Source organism: Deinococcus arboris (genome assembly GCF_009755355.1).
GTDB lineage: Bacteria > Deinococcota > Deinococci > Deinococcales > Deinococcaceae > Deinococcus > Deinococcus betulae.
Map to the genome: position 1 here is coordinate 19,467 of NZ_WQLB01000025.1, position 22,790 is coordinate 42,256.

The window sequence follows — 22,790 nt, forward strand, 5'->3', positions numbered from 1 at the left end:
GACGTGCGGCAATTTCTGATGGCCTTCAGAGGTCGTAGCAACCACCAATCCCCCGCGGTTCGTCAGCCCTGTTGACCGATTCCCAAGAACCCAGAACGCCGGTTGGGTCGTCTGTCTCTGAAGTTCTTCTTTACGGAACGTCTGTGTCGTCATGGTTCCTCAGGTCAGGTCGTGGTGCATTGCACTTATCTCTGTCAGCCGAGTTCGACAAGCGCGACGACACGGCTCCAGCCAGCACTCGCCCCCTGAATCTTGTAGGGGAAAGCCATGACCGTAAAGCCGTGCGTCACGGGCAGTGCATCTAGGTTGGCAAGCTTCTCGAGCTGCGCGTACTCATGCTCTAGGCCGTAGAGGTGAGTTTCCCAAAACTCTACGTTTTCCGCGCCCCGCAAGACGTCCCCGGCCATCACGTCGAACGCCCGGTCTAAGCCCCATGCGTCGATGCCGATGGTTCTGACTCCTCGCTCAACCAGGTAAGCGGTGGCGCTGCGCTGAAGGCCGGGGTGCTGGCGGTCGTAGCCAGCTGTGTTGAAAAACTTAGACGCGTCCGTCCGGATGAGTACGATGTCGAACGGCTTCAGTTCATACCTGATGCGCCTGAGTTCCGCCTCCACGTCTTCGCGCGAGATGCCCGCCACCCTGTCCTTGGCCGTCATGTCCAGAAGTACACCGTCCCCGAAGCACCACCTGAGCGGCACTTCATCAATGGTTCGCGGCCTGCTTCCACCGGACGCTTCTGGCCCGTAGTGATATGGGGCGTCCATGTGTGTTCCCGAATGGGTGGAAATGGTCGCCTCTTCCACAGCCCAGGCGTGTCCACGCGAGAACACCTTCTCCGTAGACTCTCTCGGCATCCCAAGGACGCTTGCGAACAGCTCGGCACCGACTTCTTTGCCCCGTACGTGATCCGTATAGGCGATGTGGTGCGCATTCGGTTCAAAGGCGGAGGTCGCATTGTCGAGCGTATCACTCAGATCGAAGAGCGCGACTTCTCGGCCTCTCCAACGAAACCTTTCTCCCACTGTCATAACCTCTCTTTGTTGGCATTCAACATCCCGTCTTCCTTCGTTTTGGAGCTGAGGCTGGGGTGGCACTCTCTGTCGGGGACCGCAGTCAGGTTCAGCCCGCTCGTTTTTCCTGTTACGTCAAGCAGCTGGTTGCGCCAGTCAGGTGCCTGAGCGCCACGATGTCAGCAGGAGAGGCCCGTTACCGAAGTATGGAGGGTCGTGTCAATTGGAAAAACAGCAACAAAACTTCTTGCAAGTCTCTTAGCCAACCGGATCCATGTAGAGCCGCGCCCATTGAATCAGTCCTTCCTCCACGCCGAATAAGGTGACTCCCCGGAGATCCACCGAATGGCCATTCGCCTGAGTGCCAGACCAACGCCATTCAGTCCACACCACATTTTCATCGCTAATTACACGGATCACCTCAGCGTGAAAATCCGGTAGCTGAGCAAAATTCGCCGCCCAGTTTTTCTCGACTGAAGCCCGCCCAATAAAGGAGCGCTCAGGATGGCGGGGCTGTTCGCTACGAACATCCTGGGCGAAACACGCCACGACACTCTTGACATCATGGCTGTTGATTGCGGCATGCAGCGCCTTAAGAACGGCTTCGGCTTCCTGCTGGTGGGATGATTTTGTCTTCATTACTACTCCTTGTTCACCTGAATTCTTGACGTTCGTCCTGTTTTCAGCGGCAACAGTATTGCCGCACACCACAAACTTTGCCCATTGACTGGGTTCGCCAGCATTCACCAGGCCATTGGGTTGATCCGCAGCCGCTGGGCGCATGTCAGAGCGGCTCGCGCTTGACGCGTGCAAGGCTTGTCCGGCATACCCTAGGGCCAAAGTGGCCAGCAGCACCCCCCAAAATGGTGTCTGTTTCATTCGTTCTCCTTCCCTTCCTGACTTTTCCCAGTCGCGAGGCTGATTGACAGCCATCACGCTGCGGCGCCAACAGCCAGAGCGCTTCGTGTCATCGGGAAACCCAGCGCTCCGACAGCGTAAACGCCCTTCCTGCTTGTCTCCCGTAATGAGCTACTCCCCACGTCCCCTTCGTTTTCTCCGCCGCCCGTTCTCCCGTTGTCTAGACGCGGCCGCAGGGCGTAACAAGCAACCAGTCCAGACCAACCCTGAAACGCGGCGCGCATGACGGCTGATTTCCTGTTTCGGTCGGTTCCCACCCCCGCCGCTGTGCGAAAGTCCTTGCCGTCATGCCTTTGCCAGGGACAGGAGGTACCGCGCCAACTCTGCCGGACGCGACAGGAAGGGCGAGTGATCCGTGTCTATGCTCATTACCTCCTGGCAGCGCACCTGCGTGTACATTTCCCGCTGCAGTGCCGGAGTGATCGCCCGGTCGCGCAGACATTCCACGTATACGCGCGGCACCCGGCCAAAGTTCGCCTCGGAAAGGGAGAGGGGCTCTAAAAACGGAGCGATGGGTTGAGGAACCAGTCGCGCCTGCGCCCAGGTGGCAAGGTCAGCTGGGCACTCGCCGTAGAAGGCGTCTCTGACCACCCCCTCTGGGATCGTCACGACCCCGCGCTCCTCGTCAATCTTGAGGTTCTGCGTGACCAGAGAGTGGCTATCCTGTTGCGAGATCTGTGCGAGAGAGACGCCGTCAGCGAGCAGGAAGGCGCACAGATAGATCAAAACTTTGACACCGTCTGGGCGCCGCTCGGCCGCTTCACTGATCACCGTGCCGCCCATGCTGTGGCCGACCAGAATCGCTGGTTCGCTCAGTGAGTCTAGGAGTTCGGCAACCCGATCCGCGTACGCCCCCAGTGTGATCTCTGTGGGCACTGGGCCGCCCATGGTATAGCCTGGAAGGTCAGGAGTTTCTACGCGGTGGCCGGCCGCCTCAAGCAGGGGCGCCACCTTCTCCCAAGCCCACCCGCTATGCCATGCGCCGTGAACCAAGACAAAAATGCTCATTGCTCTTTCCCGCTCATCTCTTTCGCGTTCTTAGTTGCCATCAGACCCACCGTCAGCCTCGACACACAGCGCGTGGTTGATGAAGGCCGCAGCGGCGCTCCCGGCGGCGACAGCCAGAGAGATTTGGGCCATCGGAAAACCCATGTCGCCGACAGCGTAAACGCCCTTCACGCTCGTCTCCCGCGTTACCGGATTAGCCGTCACAATTTCTGCGGCGGGTCCCATTGGCCCAATCTCACATCCCAGGGCCTCAGCTAGATTCGAGCGCTGGCGCTGGGGCGGCCCATAAAAGAGGGCCTCGCGCCCGACACTCGAGCCGTCTTCGAAGACAATGCGTGACAGGCCCTCTGAGCCGCCCTTGCCCTCCAAATGCAGGATACGTCCCTCATACACGGGCACACCCAAAGACTGGAGCCTCTCACGGGCGCCATCGCTCAGGGGCGCGCCGTGCGTCAGGGCCACGAGGTTCCGGCTCCATTGGCGGATCAGGACAGCCCGCTCCACCACCTCGTCGCCTTCGGCCAGCACCGCGAGGGCTCTGTCGCGCACCTCCCAACCGTGGCAGTACGGACAGGAATACACGCCCCGGCCCCACAGTTCCTTAAAACCACTCTGGGGTGGGAGCTCATCCGCGACCCCGGTGGCCAGCACCAATTTGCGCGTCCAGACCGTCTGCTCTCCCTCTAACATCACTTCGAAATTGCCGTCGGTGCCGGATACCCCAGTCACCTCCACAGCCAGATACTCGACATCTGAATACGGCCTGAGCTGTTCACGGCCCCTTTCCAGCAGTTCCCGAGGACTAATGCCGTCACGGGTAAAAAAGCCGTGTGAAGTGCGGGCTGGAGCGTTTCTGGGTTCACCACTGGCCAGCACGAGTGTGCGCCGGCGTGAACGGCCCAGCACCAAGGCGGCAGAGAGGCCAGCCGCGCCTCCGCCCACCACCACCACTTCGTAAACGTTCGAATGTTCCATAAGATTCCTCTTATCGCGGTTCTAGTTAGATCCTGAGCCGCGGAGCTTCAAGATCACCTCAAAGCGGAAGTACCGGTTGTTCAATCTGTAGGGACTGCTCGCGTGATTACTGCACCCACGCCGTATGGACGTTTCTCACTCGAAATGTGCCAGTCCGGAGGAAGCGGAGGTTCCGCCGTCAACGGGCATCACCGCGCCAGTGATGTAGCTGGCCGCATCACTGGCCACAAACAGGATGGCGGCCGCAACCTCTGCTGGTTCCCCAACCCCTCCGAGAGCGGTGCGATTCTCGACAGTCTTGCGAACCCCGTCAATCTCAAGCACCGGCGCCACCCATTCAGAGGCTGTCACGCCTGGAGCGATGCTGTTCACCCGCACGCCGCGGCGGCCCCAGTCCAGGTCTAAGGCACGAACGAGGTTTGCTACAGCACCTTTGGTGGCGTTGTATGCCGGCCAGCCCCAGTCGCCGGCCAGCCCCGAAACGCTGGAGACGGCCACCAGATTGCTCCCGGACGCTTCTAGGTGAGGGAGCGTTGCCTGTGCCAGATACAGCAGTCCATCAATGTTCACAGAACGCATTTTCTCCCACTGATCGTGGAAAATGCGGGGCCTTTGAGGGCTTCCCCGGCTTCTAGCAGAAGTACAGTGTGATTCGAGTTTTCGCTGAGTCGGGCGGCGAGGACGCAGCCAGCCGCCCCTGCGCCAATGACGATGAAATCGACCTCTTCGGGAAGATCACCGCCGGTGCCCGGGATGGAATGGGTTGTCATCTGTTCTCCTTTTTGTGTCCTGGTTTCTGCCTGCGCAGCGGGAGTGCAGCTGCGACTTGAGAGCCACTTTTCATGCAGTGGTACAGGATCCTGCTGGATCAGCTGGTGCACCGGCGTTTCCCAGTGCACCTTCGACAGTCAGTGATAAGAGCATTGCCCTGATTCTGGTGATCACTGAAGTGTGAACCGGGATGCTGGGCAACCACGCGAGTTCTCACCTCACCGGATGGGCAGAGTCGGTGGTCAGGCTTGGCGGGCTTGACCCCGTCACAATGGGCCTGCTCGCCGTCACCTGACCCTTTTGATCCGCCCAGAGCCATCCTCAGTGGTCGCCCGTGTCTTGGGCGTGTCCAGAATGTGGGGGCCGCATGAGTGATGAAGTGCAGTCGACTGGGTGCTGCCGGATGGATAACGGTGTCTGCTGCTCGGGGTGACTCAAAGAGCACAGAAGCTGTGCTTCAGAACGTTTTGCTCAGGCCAGGCTGCTTGAGTCAGCTGCAGCAGACCTATGACTGTAGGAGCTCACAGTTCAGACACGCTCAAGACATGATCTCGCCGTCATGGTTAGAGGCAAGGAGGTATGAATGACTGCAAGCACCCCTACCACCGTACTGGTTCATGGAGCCTTCACTGATGGATCGTATTGGGCCGCCGTGGCTGACCGTCTCCTGTGTGCAGGTATGCCCGTCTCAGTACCAGAAAACCCCTTGCGCGGCCTGAAGACTGATGTCGAGGCGCTTCTGCGCTCTGTCCGCCAGATCGCCGGGTCTGTCCTGTTGGTTGGGCATGGCTACGGTGGGGCGGTCGTTCCCCACGCGGCCGCCCGTATTGACAATGTCTTGGGGCAGGTTCTCGTGGCGTCGTGCGGGATAGAACAAGGACGCAGCATTGCAGAAATCGTTGCTGATTTCCCGGCACCGCTGGTGGCCTCTGCCACGGGGTCCCGGCTCGGCCCACCGGGCTGCACCAGTGAACTCTTCATTCATGCTGACCGTTTCGCTGAAGTCTTCGCGGCTGACCTGTCCGTTGGGCGCAGTTCAGTCATGGCCGTGAGCCAGCGTCTGGTGGACAGCCGGGCTTTCAGTAGGCCGTTGGCTGGGCCTTTTGCAGGCCAAACGTGCCCGAACTGGTGTCTGGTGACCACGCGCGACCAAGTTATCCACCCTGAGGTTCAGCGGGCGGCGGCCCGCCGCCTGCAGGCCACCACCACCGAGGTTTCCGCTTCGCACGCTGTGGCCCTCAGTCAGCCCGAGACCGTTACGGTGTTCATCCTTAAGGCTCTTGAGGCACTAGAGAGGAGACGCCTGAGCGGTCAAAGCATCTAGGTCGTCTCCGGCCACTTTATCCCAGTGGGTCAACCGATCTGAGAGTAAGCTCAGCCGAGAAGGCGGTAGATAACACCGCCGCCCTCCGCACTGCACGCCCGAAACGTGGTAACTAGGTCAGAGGCTGATAAAATGCCTTGAACCCGCTCTCCTATCGTTGCGCACCATCATTGCGGGCCACTGACTCATCGGTGAAGCTACCACTTCCCCTACAAAGCGCCGCCCTGCCGCTAGAGGGTGCTAAGAAGAGATTCGAATCGCGCCCATAAATTTAGGCTATCTACGTAAAAACCCGAGCTAGATGGCGTTTCTCCGATGATGAAATCTTGGTTCGAGTCCGGCACATCGCTTGTTGGGTGCGCTGCCCTCTTATGCTCATTGATGAGGTCGCAGAGTCAGGACTCACCGCGTCACCGATCTCTGCTATGCTCAAAGCGCTTTTTCGTCCACAACAGAACAACATGTTCCTTTTTAGATAGGTATCTTATTGATTCCTGCGTTGGAGCGTAACGAGAAGGGTAGGCTGATGGCATGCCGCCAGCCTGGCAACCCACCCGATGGACCCGCGAGCAGCTGGAAGAACGGCGACTGTTCACTGAACCATATCTCCGTGCAAGGGCACTGAGCTCCACTCAGATCGCCGAACTGTGCGGCGTCAGCAGCAGTGCCGTACGACGATGGCGTCAACACCTGCGCACGCAGGGCTCTCTCGAAGCCACGATCGCGCCAGGCCGCACGCCACGACTGACGGACGCGCAGGTCGCCCAGATCATGACGAGCCTCAGCGCGGGGCCCGGCCCCGCGCACGCCCCGAATGCCCGTTGGACGTGCCCAAAGGTGCGCGAGCTGATCGGCCTGACCTACGACGTGTGGTACGACGTTGATCACCTCAGTCGGCTCTCACGGCAGTGGGGATTCACATCACAGAAACCGATGGGGCGGGCGCGAGCACAGGATCAGGAGGCGCTCGTCACCTGGGTGGAGACCACGGTGCCCGAGTTGGAAAAAAAAGGTCGAGACCGGAGCAACACTCGTCTTTATCGATGAGGTGGGCTTCAGCTTGAAGCCCACCGTGACCCGCACCTGGGCCCCCTGTGGTCGGACGCCCGTGTTGGTGTCCAAGCACTGCTGGGACAGAGTGTCGACGATTGGCGCGATCGCCACGACGGGGCAGTTTCTGCACCACACGCACCCAGCGTCGATCAAGGGCGCGCACGTCCTGGCGTTTCTGAACCATCTGCTGCGGCACGTTCCTGGATCGATGACAGTGCTCCTCGATAATGCCCGCATCCACAAGACGAAGGCGCTCAGCGCCTTCGTCGCGGACGAACCTCGGTTGGCGGTGGTGTACTTCCCGCCATACTCGCCCGAACTGAATCCGATTGAGTCGGTGTGGGCCTATGTGAAGCAGCATGTTCTCGCGAACTTCTGTCCGTCCGATATTCAGATGTTGAAGGCCCGATTGTCGGTGGCGTGGCGGAAAGTACGAACGGCTGAGCTTCCACGGCGCCTCCTGCATCGCTCTGCCTCGTGACTCACTTGCGCAGGAATCAATAGTGTCCTCTAACTGTACTTCGGGGAATATTTAGCGGCACCGTCCTGGTCAGCATCTGCGATGCTGGCCCTCTTGTTCAAGCGTTCTTTGCTCCCTCGATGGACCCAGCACTTTCCAACATGGTTTTCGCCGTTCCTCACGTCTTTTCGTCATCAGGCACAGCGGTTCTGGGCATCGACATACATTCAAGGGTTGTGTAGCGCGGCGCATCGGAAAAGCATGCAGCCGCTGGCCAATCAGATCGCACGTGGACAGCACGACCAGATTCAGCACTTGATTACCGACAGTCCCTGGGGCATCCAGGGACTGGAGCAACTCGTGGTCGAGCGTGCCCAACCGCTGGCGGGCGGGAAAAAGGCTGTGCTGATCATTGACGACACCTGCCTGACCAAGTTCGGTTCGAAGTCCGTTGGTGTGGGACGGCAGTATTCGGGTCAGGCAGGCAAGAGCACCAACTGTCAGTGTCTGGTCTCCGTGACATTGGCTCGTAATGAGATCCCGATTCCCCTCCGCCTCAAGCTCTTTCTGCCCTCTGAATGGTCTTCTGACCAGGCGCGCTGCCTGAGGGCAGGTGTTCCTGCAGAACACCTGCCCCAGTCCACCAAGTGGGAAATCGCCCTACGAGAGATTGATGACCTTACGGGCACGATTCAGTACGGTATGGTGCTTGCAGACGCCGGATATGGCGTCAATGCGGCTTTCCGGCGAGGCCTCACGGCCCGTGGCCTCCGTTGGTCGGTGGGGACGATCAAGACACAGCGCGTGTATCCCGCGCACGTCCGTCTGATTCCAATTCCCAAACATTTCCGAGGTCGTCCTCCACGACATCCAACGCCTTCGGAGGAGACCGAATCCATCGAGTCCGTGCTCAGCCAAGAAGCCTGGAGACGGGTCATGTGGCGCCATGGCACGAAAGGACCCCTGATCGGCACGTTCGCCGCAACGTACGTTCGACTGGCGGACGGGAACGAAAATGCACGGGGGCAGCACCTTCCAGGAGAAGGTGCGTGGATCATTGGTGAACAACGTGCTCGAGGGGAAAAGAAATATGACCTCTGTAATTTGCCGCCTGAGACGGCATTCAAGCACTTGATCCAGATCACCAAGCAACGGTGGGCCTGTGAGTTGGGGCACCGAGAACTCAAACAGGAAGTGGGGTTGAGTCATTTTGAAGGCCGGAGCTGGCAGAGCCTCCATCGTCACGCGGTGCTCTGCCTGGTCGCGCTGCTTTTTCTACAATGGCTGCGCCTCTCACAACCGGATGATCTGTTCGGAGAGACGGTCCCGGCGATCCAGTACCTATCTTCAATATTGTTCGTGCTGCACAGCACTATTCAGCGGACCGTGAATTTCCCCAAAGTACAGCTAGTCCACTGTCCAACTCAGATTGAGGGATAGAGACGGGCCAGCTTGATACGGGCGTCCGGGGTTCGGAACTGCCAGTTCAGCGCCTTCAGCCTCTGGTTCCGTGCAAGGGTCCACGGCTTTACAACGTCCTGCAGCATGTCGAGGCTGGTCACACGCCGGTCCAGACACTGCTTGGATAATGCAGAGAATTCGATCTCGACGGCGTTGAGCCAAGAGCCATGCTTCGGCGTAAAGTGCAGCTCCAATTTCTGCGCGATCCGTCGAGCTTCGGCCGGTTCATATACGGTGTACAGCGGCGCGAGGGTATGGCTCGACAGATTGTCCAGCACCAGGCGAATCTTGTGGGCGTCTGGATAGAACTCGTCGACCAGGCGTTTAAGGCACCGCGCGAAGTCAGCGGCGGTTCGCCGCTGCGTGACCTCCATCTCGCGCCAGCCGCGGAGGGGCTCAAAGTACCCAAAGACGTTGCCCATCCCGTGCCGCTCATATTCGTAGTCCACACGTTTGGCGCTCCCCGGCTTGATCGGGAGTGGCGTGCGGACTTCACCGATCAACTGGCAGGGGCGTTCATCGAAACACACCACGGGAGACTGCGGATCATAGGGCTGCTCGTAGAGATCCAGCACATCTTCCATGGCGCAGACAAAGGCTGCGTTCTGTTTCGGCGGAATGCACCATTGCCGTTTCAGATGCGGTTTGAGCTCGTTTTTTTTAAGACCTGGCGCACCGTTTCGGGCGAGATGCCATTCACATGCTCTAGCTTCACCAACACGTCTGCGAGCAGCCGCAGACTCCACTGCGACCGCCCGTCTGGCGGATCACCTGCCGCCAGCGCAATGATGTGTGCTTCCAGCCGCCCATCGACTTTCCGTGGTTTGTACGCACTTGGCCGACGAGGCTTCAGGGCTGCTTCAAGCGTTTCGTTCACGAAACGCGTTCGGACCCGCAGTACTGTCTGCGTGCTGACGCCGAGTTGCTCCGCAATCTGTGCATCACTGAGCCCCACATCACTCTTCAGCAGAATGTGGGCATGTGCGATCTCACGGGCTGAAGAACGGCCGGCACGCGTGATCTTCCTCAGTTGCTGGCGCTGGTCGTCATCGAGCCGCACGGTCAGTCGGGCGCGTGGCATGTCCCATGTTGCGCCTCTTTCCTTCTCAGCAAAGTGAGCTGGACAGTGGACTAGCTGTCCGCGCTTACTGTTGTAACAGTTTGGCGTGGCCGCTGCTCCTTTATGCCCTGCAGTTCAGGCTTATGCAGCGGCATCTACCGTTCAATCCAAGACTGCGATGGCTTCCACCTCGACCAAATGCTCAGGGATATCCAGGGCAGCCACACCAAGTAGTGTGGCTGGCGACGTGGGGGTGTGACCCAAAGCCTGGCCCGCACGCGCGACGCCGTCCAGAAACGGCTCTATTTTGTCAGGTGTCCAGTCCACGATGTACGCCGTCAGTTTGACCACATGCTCAAAGGTGGCACCGGCTGCCGACAGCGAGGCGGCGACATTCAGATAACAACGCTCGACCTGGGCAGCGAGGTCACCCGCCCCCACAGTGCGGCCGTCGGCGTCCCAAGAAACCTGACCCGCAAGAAAAATGAGCTTTGAGCCGCTGGCAACCGCCACATGGTGGTATGCACCGATCTGGGGGAGACCTTCAGGGTTGATCAAGGTAATAGACATAGTTGTCCTCTCATGGAAGAAGGGGAACGGAGATGGTGGGGCCAGTCCGCACCTGTTCAGCGCCAGATCTTCAAACCGGGTGCGGCGCGGTGGCTGGCTGGCCGAATTCCGCCTGCGATCCTAAGGGTTGTGGGGGCGCGGCCGCTGCCACAAAGCGGCCTCCATGGGGCCTGTTCCGGTCACAGCAGCAGAAAGGCGCTATATCAGCACCGAGTGTCCCGGCGGTACTGTTCAGGACTCGCGCCCGTCAGGCGCTTGAAGTGACGACCAAGATGCTGATGGTGGGCGAAACCACAGGAAACAGCGACCTGCGCTACGGTCAGGTCAGTGCGGCGCAGTAGGTTCTGCGCCTGGTTCACCCTTTGCTCAATCACATACTGGTGCAGACTCAGCCCGGTGGCGGCGCGAAAGAGTCTCGACAGGTGCCGTTCGGACAGCTGGGCCGCGCGCGCAATGCTGGCAAGGGACAGGTCGCTGGTCAGATGTTCACGGATGAACTCTAGTGCTTGGCGAACACCACCTGGATCACCTGAGGTGGCCTCCGGTTGCCTTGCCGCTCGGTCAAACCTAGCCGACGAGTAGTGGCGCAGCAGATGGACGGCCAGGGCGCTGGCAACGCCTTCCGTGTAGAGGCGTCCTCCGGGGCCGCCCGCCGCCACCTCCTTGGCAAGCGCTGTCAGCAGATGGGTTGCCGTGTCGTCGGATGCGGCGAAAATTGACCTCAACTCAAGGGAACGGGTTTGGATGCCCAGTTCAAGGCTGACGCTGCGCAGCAGGTCGCTCGACAGCAGAACGTGCAGATCCTGAGACACCCCGACGCCCACCGACTGGGCTGGGCGACCAGGAACGAGCACAGTGACGGCGCCGCGCCGGTCTACATAATCGCGCCACGGTTCGCCCTCATAGCGGGCGGCGGTGTGTTGCGGCCCGCTCAGGTGCAGACCCAGACCGGCGGCGTCCGCTGGAATCTCCCAGGTCAGACCTTCGCCGTGGGGCGACGTGGTCAGCGCCGCTTGGACGCGGCCCAGCGCCCGGAGGGAACAGGTGGGCCATGTCGCGGCGCGGACAGTTTCATAGAGTTCGGCCTGTCGGGTGCGGTTCGCCGGCGCCCGCTCTTGCGGCTGATCCCTGGGCTTCATCATGGCACTCGATCCTCCTTCCAGCCGTCCAGAGGCCGGGTTACTTCAAGATAAAGCTGCTGGTCATGACCAACACAATGCTTGCGGTTCACTCTGGGCAGTGCGGCCAGACTGAGCTTCCGGAGGTACCACACAGTCCTTGACCGGGCTTTCCTCTGGCGACGCCTCTTTTAGGCACGGCTAATTTTGGACGTACTATGGGGTGTGCGACTTCGGACTTTAGGGCAACTGGCGCTGGAGGGCAAGCCGAGACCTGCCTCCCAGCGCCCTAAGCTCTTGCTGCTGCTGGCTTATTTGGCACTGGAAGGCGAGCGTGACCGCAGCCATTTAGCTGGGCTGTTTTTCGGGCAGAATCAAGATCCTTCGGGGAGCCTGCGAACCGCCGTACAGCGCCTGCGACGGGCTGTTCCCGAGGTGCTGGTTGTGGAGGACGACCGACTTTCTGTTCGCCTGGACTGCGACGCTCGCGAAGTGCTGAGACATCTGGACGCGGGACAGCACGATCAGGCGCTGGAGCTGTATATGGGCCCTTTCCTGACGGGCACGCGGCTGCAGGACTTGGGGGTAGAGCTTGAAGAGTGGATGTACGCCACCCGCGAGTACCTGGCCAGGCGGGTGCGCGGCGCCCTCTTGACCCTGGCTGAACGCACGGCGGGCCGGGGAGAGATCAGTGAGGCCGGTGCACTCGCCGAGCGGGCCGCTTGGCTGCCGGGCGCTCCGGAGCCTGAAGCCGAGGACTACCAGCGGCTCGGTTTGCTGTTGACGGCGGCACGGAGTACGCGTCTGGGGCGGCTGCGACAACAGGCCAGCGACTTCGGACTCTCGCTGGACTTCACGCCAGAGGTGGCTCAAGCGACTTTACGCCCGCTCGGAATGAACAGTTCGGCGGTTGCCTCCGCCCTCCCTCAGCGCGGCACGTCGTTTGTCGGACGTGTGGTGGAGCGTGGCGAAATGCAGCGGGCGTTGGTCCGGCCCGAAGTGCGACTGCTGACCGTCGTGGGGCCGGGCGGCATCGGTAAGACCCGGCTGGTCTTGGAGGTAGCGCGCACCTGGCAAGCCGAGCGGGACGTGGCCTTCATCTCGCTAGAGGCCGTGAGCGCTCTGTCGACCCTGCCTACCACCATCGCAGTGGCCATCGGCGTGACGCTGCCTGCGGATCAACCCAGTTTCGAGGCCTTGTTGGCCGTGTTGAAAACGCGGCGCTTGCTGCTGGTGCTGGACAGCGCCGAGCATCTTTTGGAAGGGGCCCCCGCGCTCTCCCGTCTACTGAGCATGTGCCCAGACATGAAACTGCTGGTGACTTCGCGTGAGCAGTTGGGGATTGAGGAAGAGTGGGTTCTTACCATCGGTGGCCTTAGCGTGCCCGCCGACAGCATCCCCTTTGAAAACGCCCGCCAGGTCGAGGCCGTCGACCTGTTCGTGCAGCGCGCCCGTCGGGCTCGGCTGGACTTCGTGTTGACCCCCGCCGAACTGTTTGCCGTAGTGCAGGTGTGCCGGCTGGTCGGCGGCTCACCGCTGGGCATTGAACTTGCCGCCGCTTGGGTGAAATTGATGCCCGTCGCTGAGATTGCCAGTGAGGTGGAGCGCAGCTTGGATCTTCTGCAGGCCACCCACCGGGATGTGCTGGAGAAACACAGCAGCGTCCGGGCCGTGTTCGACCAAACTTGGGCACAGCTGACTGAGACAGAACGGGCCGTGCTGGCGCGGCTCTCGGTGTTCCGGGGTGGTTTTACCCGCGAAGCGGCGGCCCAAGTGGCCGGAACGACTATCGTGACTCTTTCCGCGCTGGTGAACAAGTCGCTCGTCCGTCTTGCCGAACACGGCCGCTCGGATCTCCATGTGCTGCTGTTACAGTTTGCCGGTGAGGAGTTGGCCCGGCAGCGAGACGAGGAGCAGCGAACGATGGCGGCTCACGGTGCTTATGTTTTCGACTTGTGTCAGCAGGTTCGGAGCTCTCTTCTGTACTACCGCGACGAGAAGCTCTGGCTGGAACGGGCTGAGCAGGACATAGACAACATCCGCGTGGCGCTGAACCGCTGGTTGATCCAGGGGGAAGTGGAGACAGCGCTGCAGTGCATATTCGCGCTGCGCAACTTCTGGATAAATCGTGGGCGCTTGGTGCGCGAAGCGAGGACGTGGTTCGCCCGAATCCTCTCCAGCAAGGTCGAGATTGACCCTTCCCTCAAGGAGCAGGCCCTGGGGATGGACGGCCTGATGGCCATGCGAATAGGTGAGTACGAGTCGGCACGTCAGCAACTCGGAGCGTCTCTTGCCCTCTCCAAGAGGCGGGGAGAAGCGAACTCCATGAGTCTTCTTCACTTGGGCATTGTTCATCTGGAGACTGGCGATCTGCAGGAGGCCCGCCTACTGTTGGAGCAAGCTATCCTGCAGTTTCGTTCTCAGGACAACGCGTCGGTAGATGCCCTCATCCTGAACAATGTGGGCGCGGCCCTGAACAATTTGGGCAACCTGCTCATGCTGACCGGCGAGTTCCAAGCAGCGCTCTCGACTTTCGAAGAAGCTCTACGTGCAAAACAGGCCTCAGGCGGTACAGGTGGCAACATCGAGCTTATCCTGGCCAACATAGGCGAGGCCCATCTCCATCTGGGACACTGGGACCTGGCACAGGACTATCTACTGCGCGCCATTGAGGAACGCCTGGCACGTGGATATCATCACGGACTCACCACCATGCTGAAAAACTTAGCTTTGGTCATGATCGGCCAACACCATCACCGCCAAGCAGCAATTTTGCTCGGCCTCATTGAAAGGCAAAAACAGGTGCTTGATACCTTGATGTCCCCTGCAGATCAGGCCGCCTTCGAGCAGCAACTCGTGCCCTTACACGAGTCGCTGCCCCAGACCCTCTTGGGCGAGGCGCGAGCGCAGGGTCAGGCCATGACGTTGCGAGAGGGACTTGCCTACGCCCTTGGTGTGGGCAAAACGAGCTGAGAAGAGACGCTTTGGGCTCGCCCCGATCTCACGGCTTTTCCTTTAAGGACAGGTAACGTGCACCACGATAAATCATATACTTGGCGCTGTGAGTGGCTGTGCACCCATGGGCAAGGTCGCACATCTCGAGCAGGGCACGGATGTTCGAGTGCTGGCCAACGTGAACTCTAGAAGCTCTTCCTGAAGAGTGGTACTGATCATGTTGAGAGCCTGTTCGGCTGGGAGCAGCCGTTTCAAGACCGCTTGAAGCGCTCATACCAACTCCGACTAATTGGTTTACAAAGGCCACCAGTGAAAGAGGGTGTGTTGGGTGAGCAAGTCGGGTTGGGTTTCAAGCCAGGCACACCGTTCAGCCAGGACCTCCGCAAAGTCGTCCAGGGTGTTGAAAGCTCAATTGGCGACCGTAGCGTCGGTGAGCGCCCAGAGTCGTTCGGCGGGCTGCACTTCTGGAGCATACGGCGGCAGGGTGACGATCTGGATGCGTGTGGGTTGTCCCTGCTGAGGCGGGACATGAAAGCTAGCACCATCCTGCACCACGAACACGTGATGGTCGGCGCCTGCGCCGACACTCTGGGCAAACGCCGTCATGACGGCGGCGTACGCGAGTTTGTTCAAGACATGGACCAACCAGAAGGCGGCTCTCGCCGGTTTCTGGATTGACGAAGGCCTACAGATACAGTCACTCGTAGGCGGGACGCACGAGACAGCTGAAGGGCTGACCCTTGGGTGCCCAGACGGTCCGGCGAATCGGCTTACTGACAGCGGCGTAAATCTGTTGGGTTGCCTCCGCACCTCGGCTAGTCTGTGTCAACGTGAGTCGATACCCCGAGGAACAGTTGGCCAGACGACTCTTTGAGGCGCTGCAGCGCCAGACCAAGGGCAGTGCAACCGTGCAATTGGAAGGCAGGGGTGTTCACTGGGCATGCGTTGTCACCTGCAAAGATCGCGAAGTCGTCATTCACGTCTTTCACTACCCTCAGGGCGAGGCTGAATACCTGCTGTACTTCAATGGGCCTGACGGGGTGCATTGCGCCGACGCACGAATCCGCTCTGAAAATGACGCTATCGCCGCGTCGGGCGCCTGGATTGGTGGCGACAGCATTGAGCGCATGTACACCTCTTTTCCCTTTGTTGACGAATCAAAGCGCACCTTTCAGCATATCGAGCAGCAAGTGATGTCCCACGAGGGCCTGAGGGACAGCCTCTCCTCTCATCTGAATGTCGAAAGCGGCGACTTCTACGACCTGCGGTTCGACCGGCACCCTCGCGCGTGCCGTGTAGAGCACGGCTACAGTCGCCAGGGCCTTGAAGCCCACTTCGACTGGGATGACTGTATGCTCTTTCAGGTTGTCATCAGCGACCTTGATGTCCTCGCACTGCTTGTCAAGCGTTGGCTGGTCGAGCAGGTCATGCCCTCGGAACTCCGCAAAGAATTCCCCTGGTTGGAAATCGGCTCCCTGGCTGACGCGTACGAACAGGGAAACCCTATCGAGGGCGAATTCCTCGCGAGTTGGGACGCCATCGAGGCTTTCTTCGGGCATGACTGGAACTTCCTTCACCCCAACAGGCGGCAATTCATTCAGGCATTACGCGTTCGTGGCTATGACCGATGCCTCCGTGCCGGCCAGTCCATGACTACGTTTATCCTGTCGAGATCCCGTCGGCACGGGCTGCAAGCCCAGTCTGCGTACGTAGCGTTGATGTTTGGTGCTGAGGGCCTCGCGATTGAGGAGCACACAGGGACCGGGAGGGTAACGAGGTCCACGCTTCCAGACGTGAGCGTGACGACGGAAGTTGAGGCAGCGCTCGACCGACTCGTTCAAATACCGATTGGGTGATCTTCGTGGCCCTGCGTTGTGGTGCGCCCGGGGCCCATGTCCGGTCGTGCCCGACGGGTCATGGTCCCCAACCACTGTGTGTCACCAGGATAGACAGCAGCCCGCCCGTAACGCCGAAGCGGCAAAAAACGAGAGCACGAGATTCTTCCGCCGTACTTGTCCGAAGCCTACCCGCCAGCGTTGCTTGAGGTCGCTCAGCGTTCGGAAACAGGCGTTCCCCAACACGTTGCGCTTGATATACGCCCACAACCACTCAACAGGGTTGCACTCCGGCGCGTATGCGGGCAGGTACTCAATGTTCAATCGTGGCTCGGCCGCCACGAACGCCTGGACACTCTTCGCCCGATGAACTGCCGCGCGATCAAGGAACACGATGACTTTCCCGGGAATAGGGTCCAGAAGGTGTTGCAGGAACGCCTGGACCTGCACCACTTTCACGGCATGCTCGTAGGTGTGTTGGTAGACCTTGCCGGAACTGGCAAGTCCCGCGATGATCGACAGACTTTTCCAGTTCAGCTTGGATTCGACCGTTGGGGTTTGTCCGCAAGGCGCCCAGGTTTTCACCACCGTTGTTTTCAGGCTTGATCCTGACTCAGCGGCGAAGACGATGGTGGCACCCTGCTCTACGGCTTTTTTGCGAGTTCAAGATAGATATTATCCACCCAGTAAGCGATGGCCTGCTCATCTCATTATAAGGCCCGTTTCTCAGGTGTCTGGTGGGGCCAGCCGAGCTGATGGAGCAACTTGCGGACATGATCATGGTGGTACCACACGCCGAAGGTGATGCCGATCAGATCAGCGGCGCGCGTGGTTGTCCACGATTCCTGCTTGTGACCACGCGCTTTGGGGCCTGGTCGGAGCAGCTCAACTAGCTGGCTTTTCTGCTCGCAGGTCAGGGCAGCTGGCTGACCGGTGGCAACAGTGGCTCTCAATGCGGCTTCCCCTTCAGCCCGGTAGCGCTTGATCCAGGTACTGATGGTGGTCATCGAGACGCTGAAGTGCTAAGCGAGGGTGCTGCGGGCTTCGCCTTGCTGGATGAGCCTGGCAGCTTCGAGGCGGCGTTCCTCAAGTTGCTGTCGGGGAACCAGGCCGATTGCATCCCGAGCCCCTACCAGCCCTGCAATGAGATTTTTACCGCCGTCAGTAAGTACGGAGAACCATGACCAGGATGGTTCTTAAGACCCAGTCTGCACCTGTTGAGCACAGTATTATGCAGCGGTGAAGGCCGTCCAACAAGCAGCACAGACGGCTGGTTTCCACATGGTCTCGAACGCTGCCGCGCCTGCGCTGCTCCCTCAGCCGCAGACCTCCGGTGGGCGGGCGTCTGTCCGACGGCCCTGGGTTATAGCTCTGCGCCTCCAGCAGGTCGTCAATCACGGCGAATGGGGTGCCGCCATGCACCTCGCCTCCCTGCACTTCCAGCAAGGAAAATGGAGCAGGCGCTCGCCGCGCTGCATCAGGTCGAGCTGCTACAACTGGAGCCACCAGACGCAGCGCTTTGGCACTAGGCCATGACCCAAATTCTGACGGACAAGCTCTGAAGCAGCGATTCAGGCATTCCCTGTGCTCCCCACTGTTGAGCACATCCAAGTCGTTTCCACAGCCCGTTGCAACAACTTGGTCGAGCAATCGCATCGCCTGGCTCGGCAGCGGGAACGTGCTCAACTCAAGTTCAAGCGACGACAGAGAACGCAGGAATTCCTCGCGCTCCACGCCCGAACCTCGAATCTTCACTGGCATACTTGCACGACACTCTCTGCCCTCCTGAGACGAACCCACCAGACCGCAGCCCTGCGATTCTGGTACCTTGGGAATCAAGCGGCCTGCTGCGCCACTCCGGCCCACCACAGTTAAGTTGCCAGAACCCTGGGCGGAGATAACGCTGTTCGGGTAGGGTGAGCCATGTATTCAGTTGAAGTAGGTCCTCACTGTATGCCAGTCGCTTGGTGGTGAATCCCGTACGTTCAATCTGACCATGACACTGAAACAAAAGGTGAGAGCACATCGCAGCTGGTCAGGCGAGCGTAACATCTAGCCGTTTGGTAGTCAGCGTCGGCGCAGATTGGCGTCTGTCAGGGCTGGTGGCGCGTCATTCTTTTCCTGAGGTGCCAGGTCAAGGCCGGGCGCAACGATCTTATCGAGAGCGTCCAGCACGTCAGGCGACAGCATCGTCGTTGCGGCAGCCAGTTGTGACTCTAAATGCTCCACCGTGCGGGGTCCGATCAGCGCGCTGGTGACTGCCGGATGAGCATTCACGAATCCCAGGGCCAGTTGAATCATCGTCAGGCCCGCCTCATCCGCTACTTTGGCCAGTTGCTCCACAGCATCCAGTTTGGCGCGGTTGGCCAGCAATGCCGTATCGAAGCGCTGCGGCATGAAACTGGAACGGCTGGTGCTCACTTCCTGTCCTTCACGGACGGCGCCAGACAGCCAACCTGAAGCCAGCGGACTCCACACCAGGACACCCAGACCATACTGCTCCGCCACAGGCAGCACATGGCTTTCAGCGCCGCGCTGCAGAATGGAGTAGCTGGGCTGCTCTGTCACGTAGCGGCTGAAATGGTGCGTCTGGGCAGCCCACTGGGCCTGCACCATACGGTAAGCCGGAAAGGTCGAGGAACCGAAATAGCGGATTTTGCCGGCGCGCTGCAGATCCGTCAGCGCCGCCAGGGTTTCTTCATCACTGGTTCTTGGATCCCAGCGGTGAATCTGGAAGAGGTCGATGTGGTCGACGCCGAGACGGTGCAAACTGCTGTCCAGCGCTTTAAACAGCCAGTGACGCGAGCTGCCCTGGCGATTTGGCCCTTCGCCCATAGGCAGACTGGCCTTGGTGGCCAGCAGAATATCGTCACGCCGACCCGCAATTGCTTTTCCGACCAGTTCCTCAGATTCTCCTCCACTGTAGACATCGGCGGTGTCGATCAGATTGATGCCCGCATTGAGAGCGGCGTCAACGAGAGCGGTCACCTCATCTTGAGACGTGCGGCCGATTCGACCGAAATTCATGGCGCCGAGGGACAAGGTACTGACCTGAACGCCGGTGCGACCTAGGGTGCGGTACTGCATCAAAATCTCTCCTTTTGAAAAGGGTGCTCTGATTTGTCTTCAAGCCGTGCCAGGGAATGGGGCGCGGCGGCCAGTGTGCTGCGAACGGTTGACCAACTGCTATCTTGCGGATGAAGTGCGCTCCGCAGGTAAGCCCAGGTCACCTGCTGAATGAGCGCAACACGCTCCGGACTTTCATCGGTCGTTTCTGCCGCTTCGTAACCTGGAATGCCTCCAAGCGAGATGGCGGCGCCAGTAATGGTGAGCAGCGACTTGGCCCCGGGGCTCAAGCGGTAGGGATCAGCCCGCCAATCCGCTCCTCTCAGACTCATGGACGAGGTTTCGTGGTCACCAGCCACTACTAGGGCGGGGGTGCGCATATCTGCAAAACTGACGTTTAAGAAAGGAAAGCGCCTGGCCGTTGTGGGGCTGAGATCGGCGCCGCCTCGGCCAGGGGGCGCCAGCAGAACGCCAGCCTGGATACGAGCGTCTGATAGATCTTCACCTGGCTGTCCCTGGCCGTCCAGCACCCGTGCGCCCAACAGAACCCCAACCGTGTGACCTCCCCAAGAATGGCCCGCCGCCGCGACGCGCCCATGATCAAGGCGGCCACCTAGTCCAGGAACCGCGTCTTCGATCTGAGGCAGATGATCAAGGATGTGCTTGAGATCTTCAACGCGAGACCGCCAGATTTCAGGTCGTCTAGGATCGTCAGAGGGGAGACGGAGCATTCTGGAATCCAGGTGAGTAACCTGAACGACAGCGAAGCCGTGGGCTGCCCAGAAGTCGGTCAGCGGTCCATACCCGTAGAGCGACGAGCCGTGACCATGTGAAAACAGGATGACTGGCAACTGCTGGCCCGTCAGGGGCGCAGTGACGCGAACCTGAATGTCCTCTCCTCGACTTGGCGCCGGGAGAACGATGGGCGTCACAGAAAGGATGGGTGCCGCGGGAGGAAGCAGAGACATTTTCAGCTGCTTGATGAGCTGGCACTCAAGTTGAGCGGAACGGTGCCGAATTTCACGAGCATGAGCAAGCATTGGGACGGAAGGTGGAGGTCGTTGGGTCTGTCTACAGGAGTGAGGCAGCCCTCAGACCAGCTGAGTGTGGATTCGTTCATAACTGTGGTCCTCCGAGAGGACGCGGCCCTCACGGCCGAGCTCGCCCCCTGCTTGGGCGCCCCCCGAAGTGCTATCTTCAAGTGGAACGCTGTGCCATAAGATATGGAACAATGATCCACTTGTCAACTTCAGGAGGCCACCTATCAAAATGACGACAAATGAACTGCACTCTAAAGAACCGTCAGGGAAGCGGGTAGACGCCCGGCGAAATGCACAAACCGTTCTTGACGCTGCTGCAGAACTGTTCGTCACTTTCGGCGTCGATGTTCCCGTACGGGATATCGCTGCCCGAGCTGGCGTAGGGACAGGGACGCTATACCGCCATTTCCCAACTCGGGCTGATCTCATCGTGGCGGTTTACCGGCATCAGGTGGATACCTGCGCAGAAGTAGGGGAGGATCTACTCAGGAGCGCAGCGCCGTACGCCGCACTCAAACAGTGGATTCATCTTTTTGCTGATTTTCTGATCACCAAGCAGGGGTTGGCCAGTGTCATGCAGTCTACTGACCCTAGCTACAGCGCGCTGCACACCTACTTTCTCGAACGACTGGTGCCCGTGGGTGCACAGCTGATCGGTGCCGCTGCAGCAGCCAGCAAGATCCGTAGAGACGTCACCGCGTTTGAGTTGCTGCGGGGGGTGGGCAACCTGTGTATCGGTGCGGGCAGCACACCTGATTACAGTGCCAGGCGTCTGATCGATGTGCTGCTTGATGGCCTTTGCTCCATACCCTTAGAGGACTCGGTTTCGGAAGTGGCGGTCCGGCAGTAAAGCTAAAGAAGCGAGTGTTTTGCGCAGCCGACATCCACGCACATTTCATCGAGCGTGGTTCCCGGTGGCAGAGGCCCTGGGCAAAGAGATCGCTGAAGTTGATGCACCACGTGCGGATAGATTCACGGGTCCCGCAGATGCCCCGCTCCAGCAACAGTTCTTCGACATCGCGGTCGCTCAGGGTAATCGGTGGTCGAGCCACACAGCGTACCCAATGACCGCGAGAGGGAACCGGTAGCCGGGGAGCTTCTGGCCACTCAACACCGCGTCACCCCACCCCAACAACTTGCCACAACCGCTGTGGACCGTTCATGGCCATTGGCGCGAGCGGGCGGCCAGAGTGCCCCCGAAGAAAAAGACTTTGGCTGCAGAGCCACTCGGCCGTGAACCTTTGGAAAAGTCTTAAACACTCGCTGTCAAGAGCGGGCAGCGCTGGCAGAGCAATCAAGATCAGGCCAATGGGGTCGCTTGTTCACTGTTCGGCAAGTGGTGAGCCCCCATGTCCTGATGGTGAAATATTCTCAGCGGTCACCCAGCGGCCAGCCGGAGCGCGAGTGCGTATCGGCGCTCTACCTCCGGCCAGTTCACCACAGTCCAGAAAGCCTGCACATAGTCGGCCCGGCGATTCTGATAGTGCAGGTAGTAAGCATGCTCCCAAACGTCCAGTCCCAGAAGGGGATACACGCCCGCTGCCAGGGGTGAATCCTGATTGGGTGTGGTCATGACTCGGAGTCGCCCTGTGCGTTCCAGAACCAGCCAGGCCCAGCCTGACCCAAATCGGCCGAGTGCGGCGGCACTCAAAGCTTGACGAAAGGCGTCCAGACTTCCGAATTGACCGCGCAACTGTGCCCCAAGGAGCCCACCAGGTTCAGGAACGCGGTTGAGGCTCTTGGGCGTCAGGCCCGTCCAGAACAGACTGTGATTATGGTGACCGCCTGCACTGTTGCGGACGGCCTCCTGAACATTCGCTGGCACCTCGCTCAAACGCATGATCAGCTCAGTCACCTCAAGGTGCTGGAAGGCTGGCGCAGACTCCAGCGCCTTGTTGAGATTGGCGACGTATGCCGCGTGGTGCTTGCTGTGATGAAGCGCCATGGTCTGTGCATCCAGAGCAGGTTCCAAGGCGTCGGCAGCGTAAGGCAGCGCTGGCAGGGAAAAAGGGTATCGGCCCAGGTCGGGGGTCAAGCCGGTGGCGTTCACTGGAACGGTGGTGAGGCTCGTGTTTTGAGCTGCTGCCGCTGCGCGGCCTAGGGTGAGCCATCCAGCGATCACCGCACCCATTCGGAGTGTTGAACGACGTGTCCACGAAGTAAACA

19 protein-coding genes and 2 pseudogenes are annotated in these 22,790 nt (G+C 59.9%); 7 read left to right on the forward strand and 14 right to left on the reverse strand.

Annotated features, from left to right (window positions below):
* Positions 1–194: 194 nt before the first annotated feature.
* The 6 genes from GO986_RS15930 to GO986_RS15955 form a co-directional block, all read right to left on the reverse strand.
* Positions 195–1,028, reverse strand: coding sequence for a cyclase family protein (locus GO986_RS15930; protein ID WP_157460296.1), 834 nt, complete (start codon positions 1,026–1,028; stop codon positions 195–197).
* Between the two features lie 240 nt (positions 1,029–1,268).
* Positions 1,269–1,889: a nuclear transport factor 2 family protein gene (locus GO986_RS15935; RefSeq protein WP_198170738.1), complete on the reverse strand. Its 621-nt coding sequence runs from the start codon at positions 1,887–1,889 to the stop codon at positions 1,269–1,271.
* 324 nt (positions 1,890–2,213) lie between these two features.
* A complete protein-coding gene (locus GO986_RS15940; protein ID WP_157460298.1) occupies positions 2,214–2,936 on the reverse strand; it encodes an alpha/beta fold hydrolase in 723 nt (240 codons plus the stop codon).
* A 30-nt stretch (positions 2,937–2,966) separates the two neighbouring features.
* A complete protein-coding gene (locus tag GO986_RS15945; RefSeq protein ID WP_157460299.1) occupies positions 2,967–3,911 on the reverse strand; it encodes an NAD(P)/FAD-dependent oxidoreductase in 945 nt (314 codons plus the stop codon).
* A gap of 135 nt (positions 3,912–4,046) precedes the next feature.
* Positions 4,047–4,490 (reverse strand): SDR family NAD(P)-dependent oxidoreductase, encoded by a 444-nt coding sequence (locus GO986_RS15950; protein ID WP_157460300.1) that lies wholly within the window; start codon positions 4,488–4,490, stop codon positions 4,047–4,049.
* A complete protein-coding gene (locus tag GO986_RS15955) occupies positions 4,478–4,681 on the reverse strand; it encodes an NAD(P)-binding protein (RefSeq protein WP_198170740.1) in 204 nt (67 codons plus the stop codon). The genes GO986_RS15950 and GO986_RS15955 overlap by 13 nt, the downstream gene beginning before the upstream one ends.
* Before the next feature lie 584 nt (positions 4,682–5,265).
* Between GO986_RS15955 and GO986_RS15960 the strand changes: the two genes are divergently transcribed.
* The 3 genes from GO986_RS15960 (at position 5,266) to GO986_RS15965 (ending at position 8,959) form a co-directional block, all read left to right on the forward strand.
* On the forward strand, positions 5,266–6,006 hold the full coding sequence (locus GO986_RS15960) for an alpha/beta fold hydrolase (protein ID WP_157460301.1): 741 nt from the start codon (positions 5,266–5,268) through the stop codon (positions 6,004–6,006).
* A 531-nt stretch (positions 6,007–6,537) separates the two neighbouring features.
* Positions 6,538–7,540 (forward strand): IS630 family transposase gene (locus GO986_RS22630; protein WP_198170742.1). Its coding sequence is split into 2 segments (ribosomal slippage): positions 6,538–7,008 and positions 7,010–7,540, totalling 1,002 coding nucleotides; the frame shifts between segments, so codons are not numbered across the junction.
* An 81-nt stretch (positions 7,541–7,621) separates the two neighbouring features.
* Complete coding sequence (locus GO986_RS15965; RefSeq protein WP_157460302.1) at positions 7,622–8,959, forward strand: IS701 family transposase; 1,338 nt, start codon at positions 7,622–7,624, stop codon at positions 8,957–8,959.
* Here GO986_RS15965 and GO986_RS15970 read toward each other — a convergent pair.
* The 3 genes from GO986_RS15970 to GO986_RS15980 form a co-directional block, all read right to left on the reverse strand.
* Positions 8,944–10,061 (reverse strand): IS630 family transposase gene (locus tag GO986_RS15970; protein ID WP_157460303.1). Its coding sequence is split into 2 segments (ribosomal slippage): positions 8,944–9,647 and positions 9,647–10,061, totalling 1,119 coding nucleotides; the frame shifts between segments, so codons are not numbered across the junction. The two genes, GO986_RS15965 and GO986_RS15970, sit on opposite strands and share 16 nt — an antisense overlap.
* 141 nt (positions 10,062–10,202) lie before the next feature.
* The gene (locus GO986_RS15975; protein ID WP_157460304.1) at positions 10,203–10,610 is read right to left on the reverse strand and encodes a RidA family protein; all 408 of its coding nucleotides are present in this window, start codon (positions 10,608–10,610) and stop codon (positions 10,203–10,205) included.
* 203 nt (positions 10,611–10,813) lie between these two features.
* Complete coding sequence (locus GO986_RS15980) at positions 10,814–11,752, reverse strand: helix-turn-helix domain-containing protein (RefSeq protein WP_157460305.1); 939 nt, start codon at positions 11,750–11,752, stop codon at positions 10,814–10,816.
* 273 nt (positions 11,753–12,025) lie between these two features.
* Between GO986_RS15980 and GO986_RS15985 the strand changes: the two genes are divergently transcribed.
* Positions 12,026–14,701, forward strand: coding sequence for an ATP-binding protein (locus GO986_RS15985; RefSeq protein WP_157460306.1), 2,676 nt, complete (start codon positions 12,026–12,028; stop codon positions 14,699–14,701).
* Between the two features lie 390 nt (positions 14,702–15,091).
* On the opposite strand, the gene GO986_RS15990 is transcribed toward GO986_RS15985, so the two are convergent.
* On the reverse strand, positions 15,092–15,316 hold the full coding sequence (locus tag GO986_RS15990; protein WP_157460307.1) for a hypothetical protein: 225 nt from the start codon (positions 15,314–15,316) through the stop codon (positions 15,092–15,094).
* A 197-nt stretch (positions 15,317–15,513) separates the two neighbouring features.
* Here GO986_RS15990 and GO986_RS15995 point away from each other — a divergent pair, with 197 nt between their 5' ends.
* Complete coding sequence (locus GO986_RS15995) at positions 15,514–16,539, forward strand: hypothetical protein (RefSeq protein ID WP_157460308.1); 1,026 nt, start codon at positions 15,514–15,516, stop codon at positions 16,537–16,539.
* A gap of 81 nt (positions 16,540–16,620) precedes the next feature.
* Here GO986_RS15995 and GO986_RS22635 read toward each other — a convergent pair.
* A pseudogene (locus GO986_RS22635) lies at positions 16,621–17,633 on the reverse strand (IS630 family transposase).
* Positions 17,634–18,081: 448 nt separating this feature from the next.
* On the opposite strand from GO986_RS22635, the pseudogene GO986_RS16010 reads away from it, so the two are divergent.
* A pseudogene (locus GO986_RS16010) lies at positions 18,082–18,393 on the forward strand (hypothetical protein); the annotation flags it as partial.
* A gap of 192 nt (positions 18,394–18,585) precedes the next feature.
* Here the strand turns inward: GO986_RS16010 and GO986_RS16015 are convergent.
* A complete protein-coding gene (locus GO986_RS16015) occupies positions 18,586–19,605 on the reverse strand; it encodes an aldo/keto reductase (RefSeq protein WP_157460310.1) in 1,020 nt (339 codons plus the stop codon).
* The gene (locus GO986_RS16020; protein ID WP_157460311.1) at positions 19,605–20,552 is read right to left on the reverse strand and encodes an alpha/beta hydrolase family protein; all 948 of its coding nucleotides are present in this window, start codon (positions 20,550–20,552) and stop codon (positions 19,605–19,607) included. The genes GO986_RS16015 and GO986_RS16020 overlap by 1 nt, the downstream gene beginning before the upstream one ends.
* A gap of 301 nt (positions 20,553–20,853) precedes the next feature.
* On the opposite strand from GO986_RS16020, the gene GO986_RS16025 reads away from it, so the two are divergent.
* Positions 20,854–21,474, forward strand: coding sequence for a TetR/AcrR family transcriptional regulator (locus GO986_RS16025; protein ID WP_157460312.1), 621 nt, complete (start codon positions 20,854–20,856; stop codon positions 21,472–21,474).
* Between the two features lie 528 nt (positions 21,475–22,002).
* On the opposite strand, the gene GO986_RS16030 is transcribed toward GO986_RS16025, so the two are convergent.
* Positions 22,003–22,674 carry a superoxide dismutase gene (locus tag GO986_RS16030; RefSeq protein ID WP_439648716.1) on the reverse strand — a complete coding sequence of 224 codons (672 nt, stop codon included), beginning with the start codon at positions 22,672–22,674 and terminating at the stop codon, positions 22,003–22,005.
* Positions 22,675–22,790: the final 116 nt, after the last annotated feature.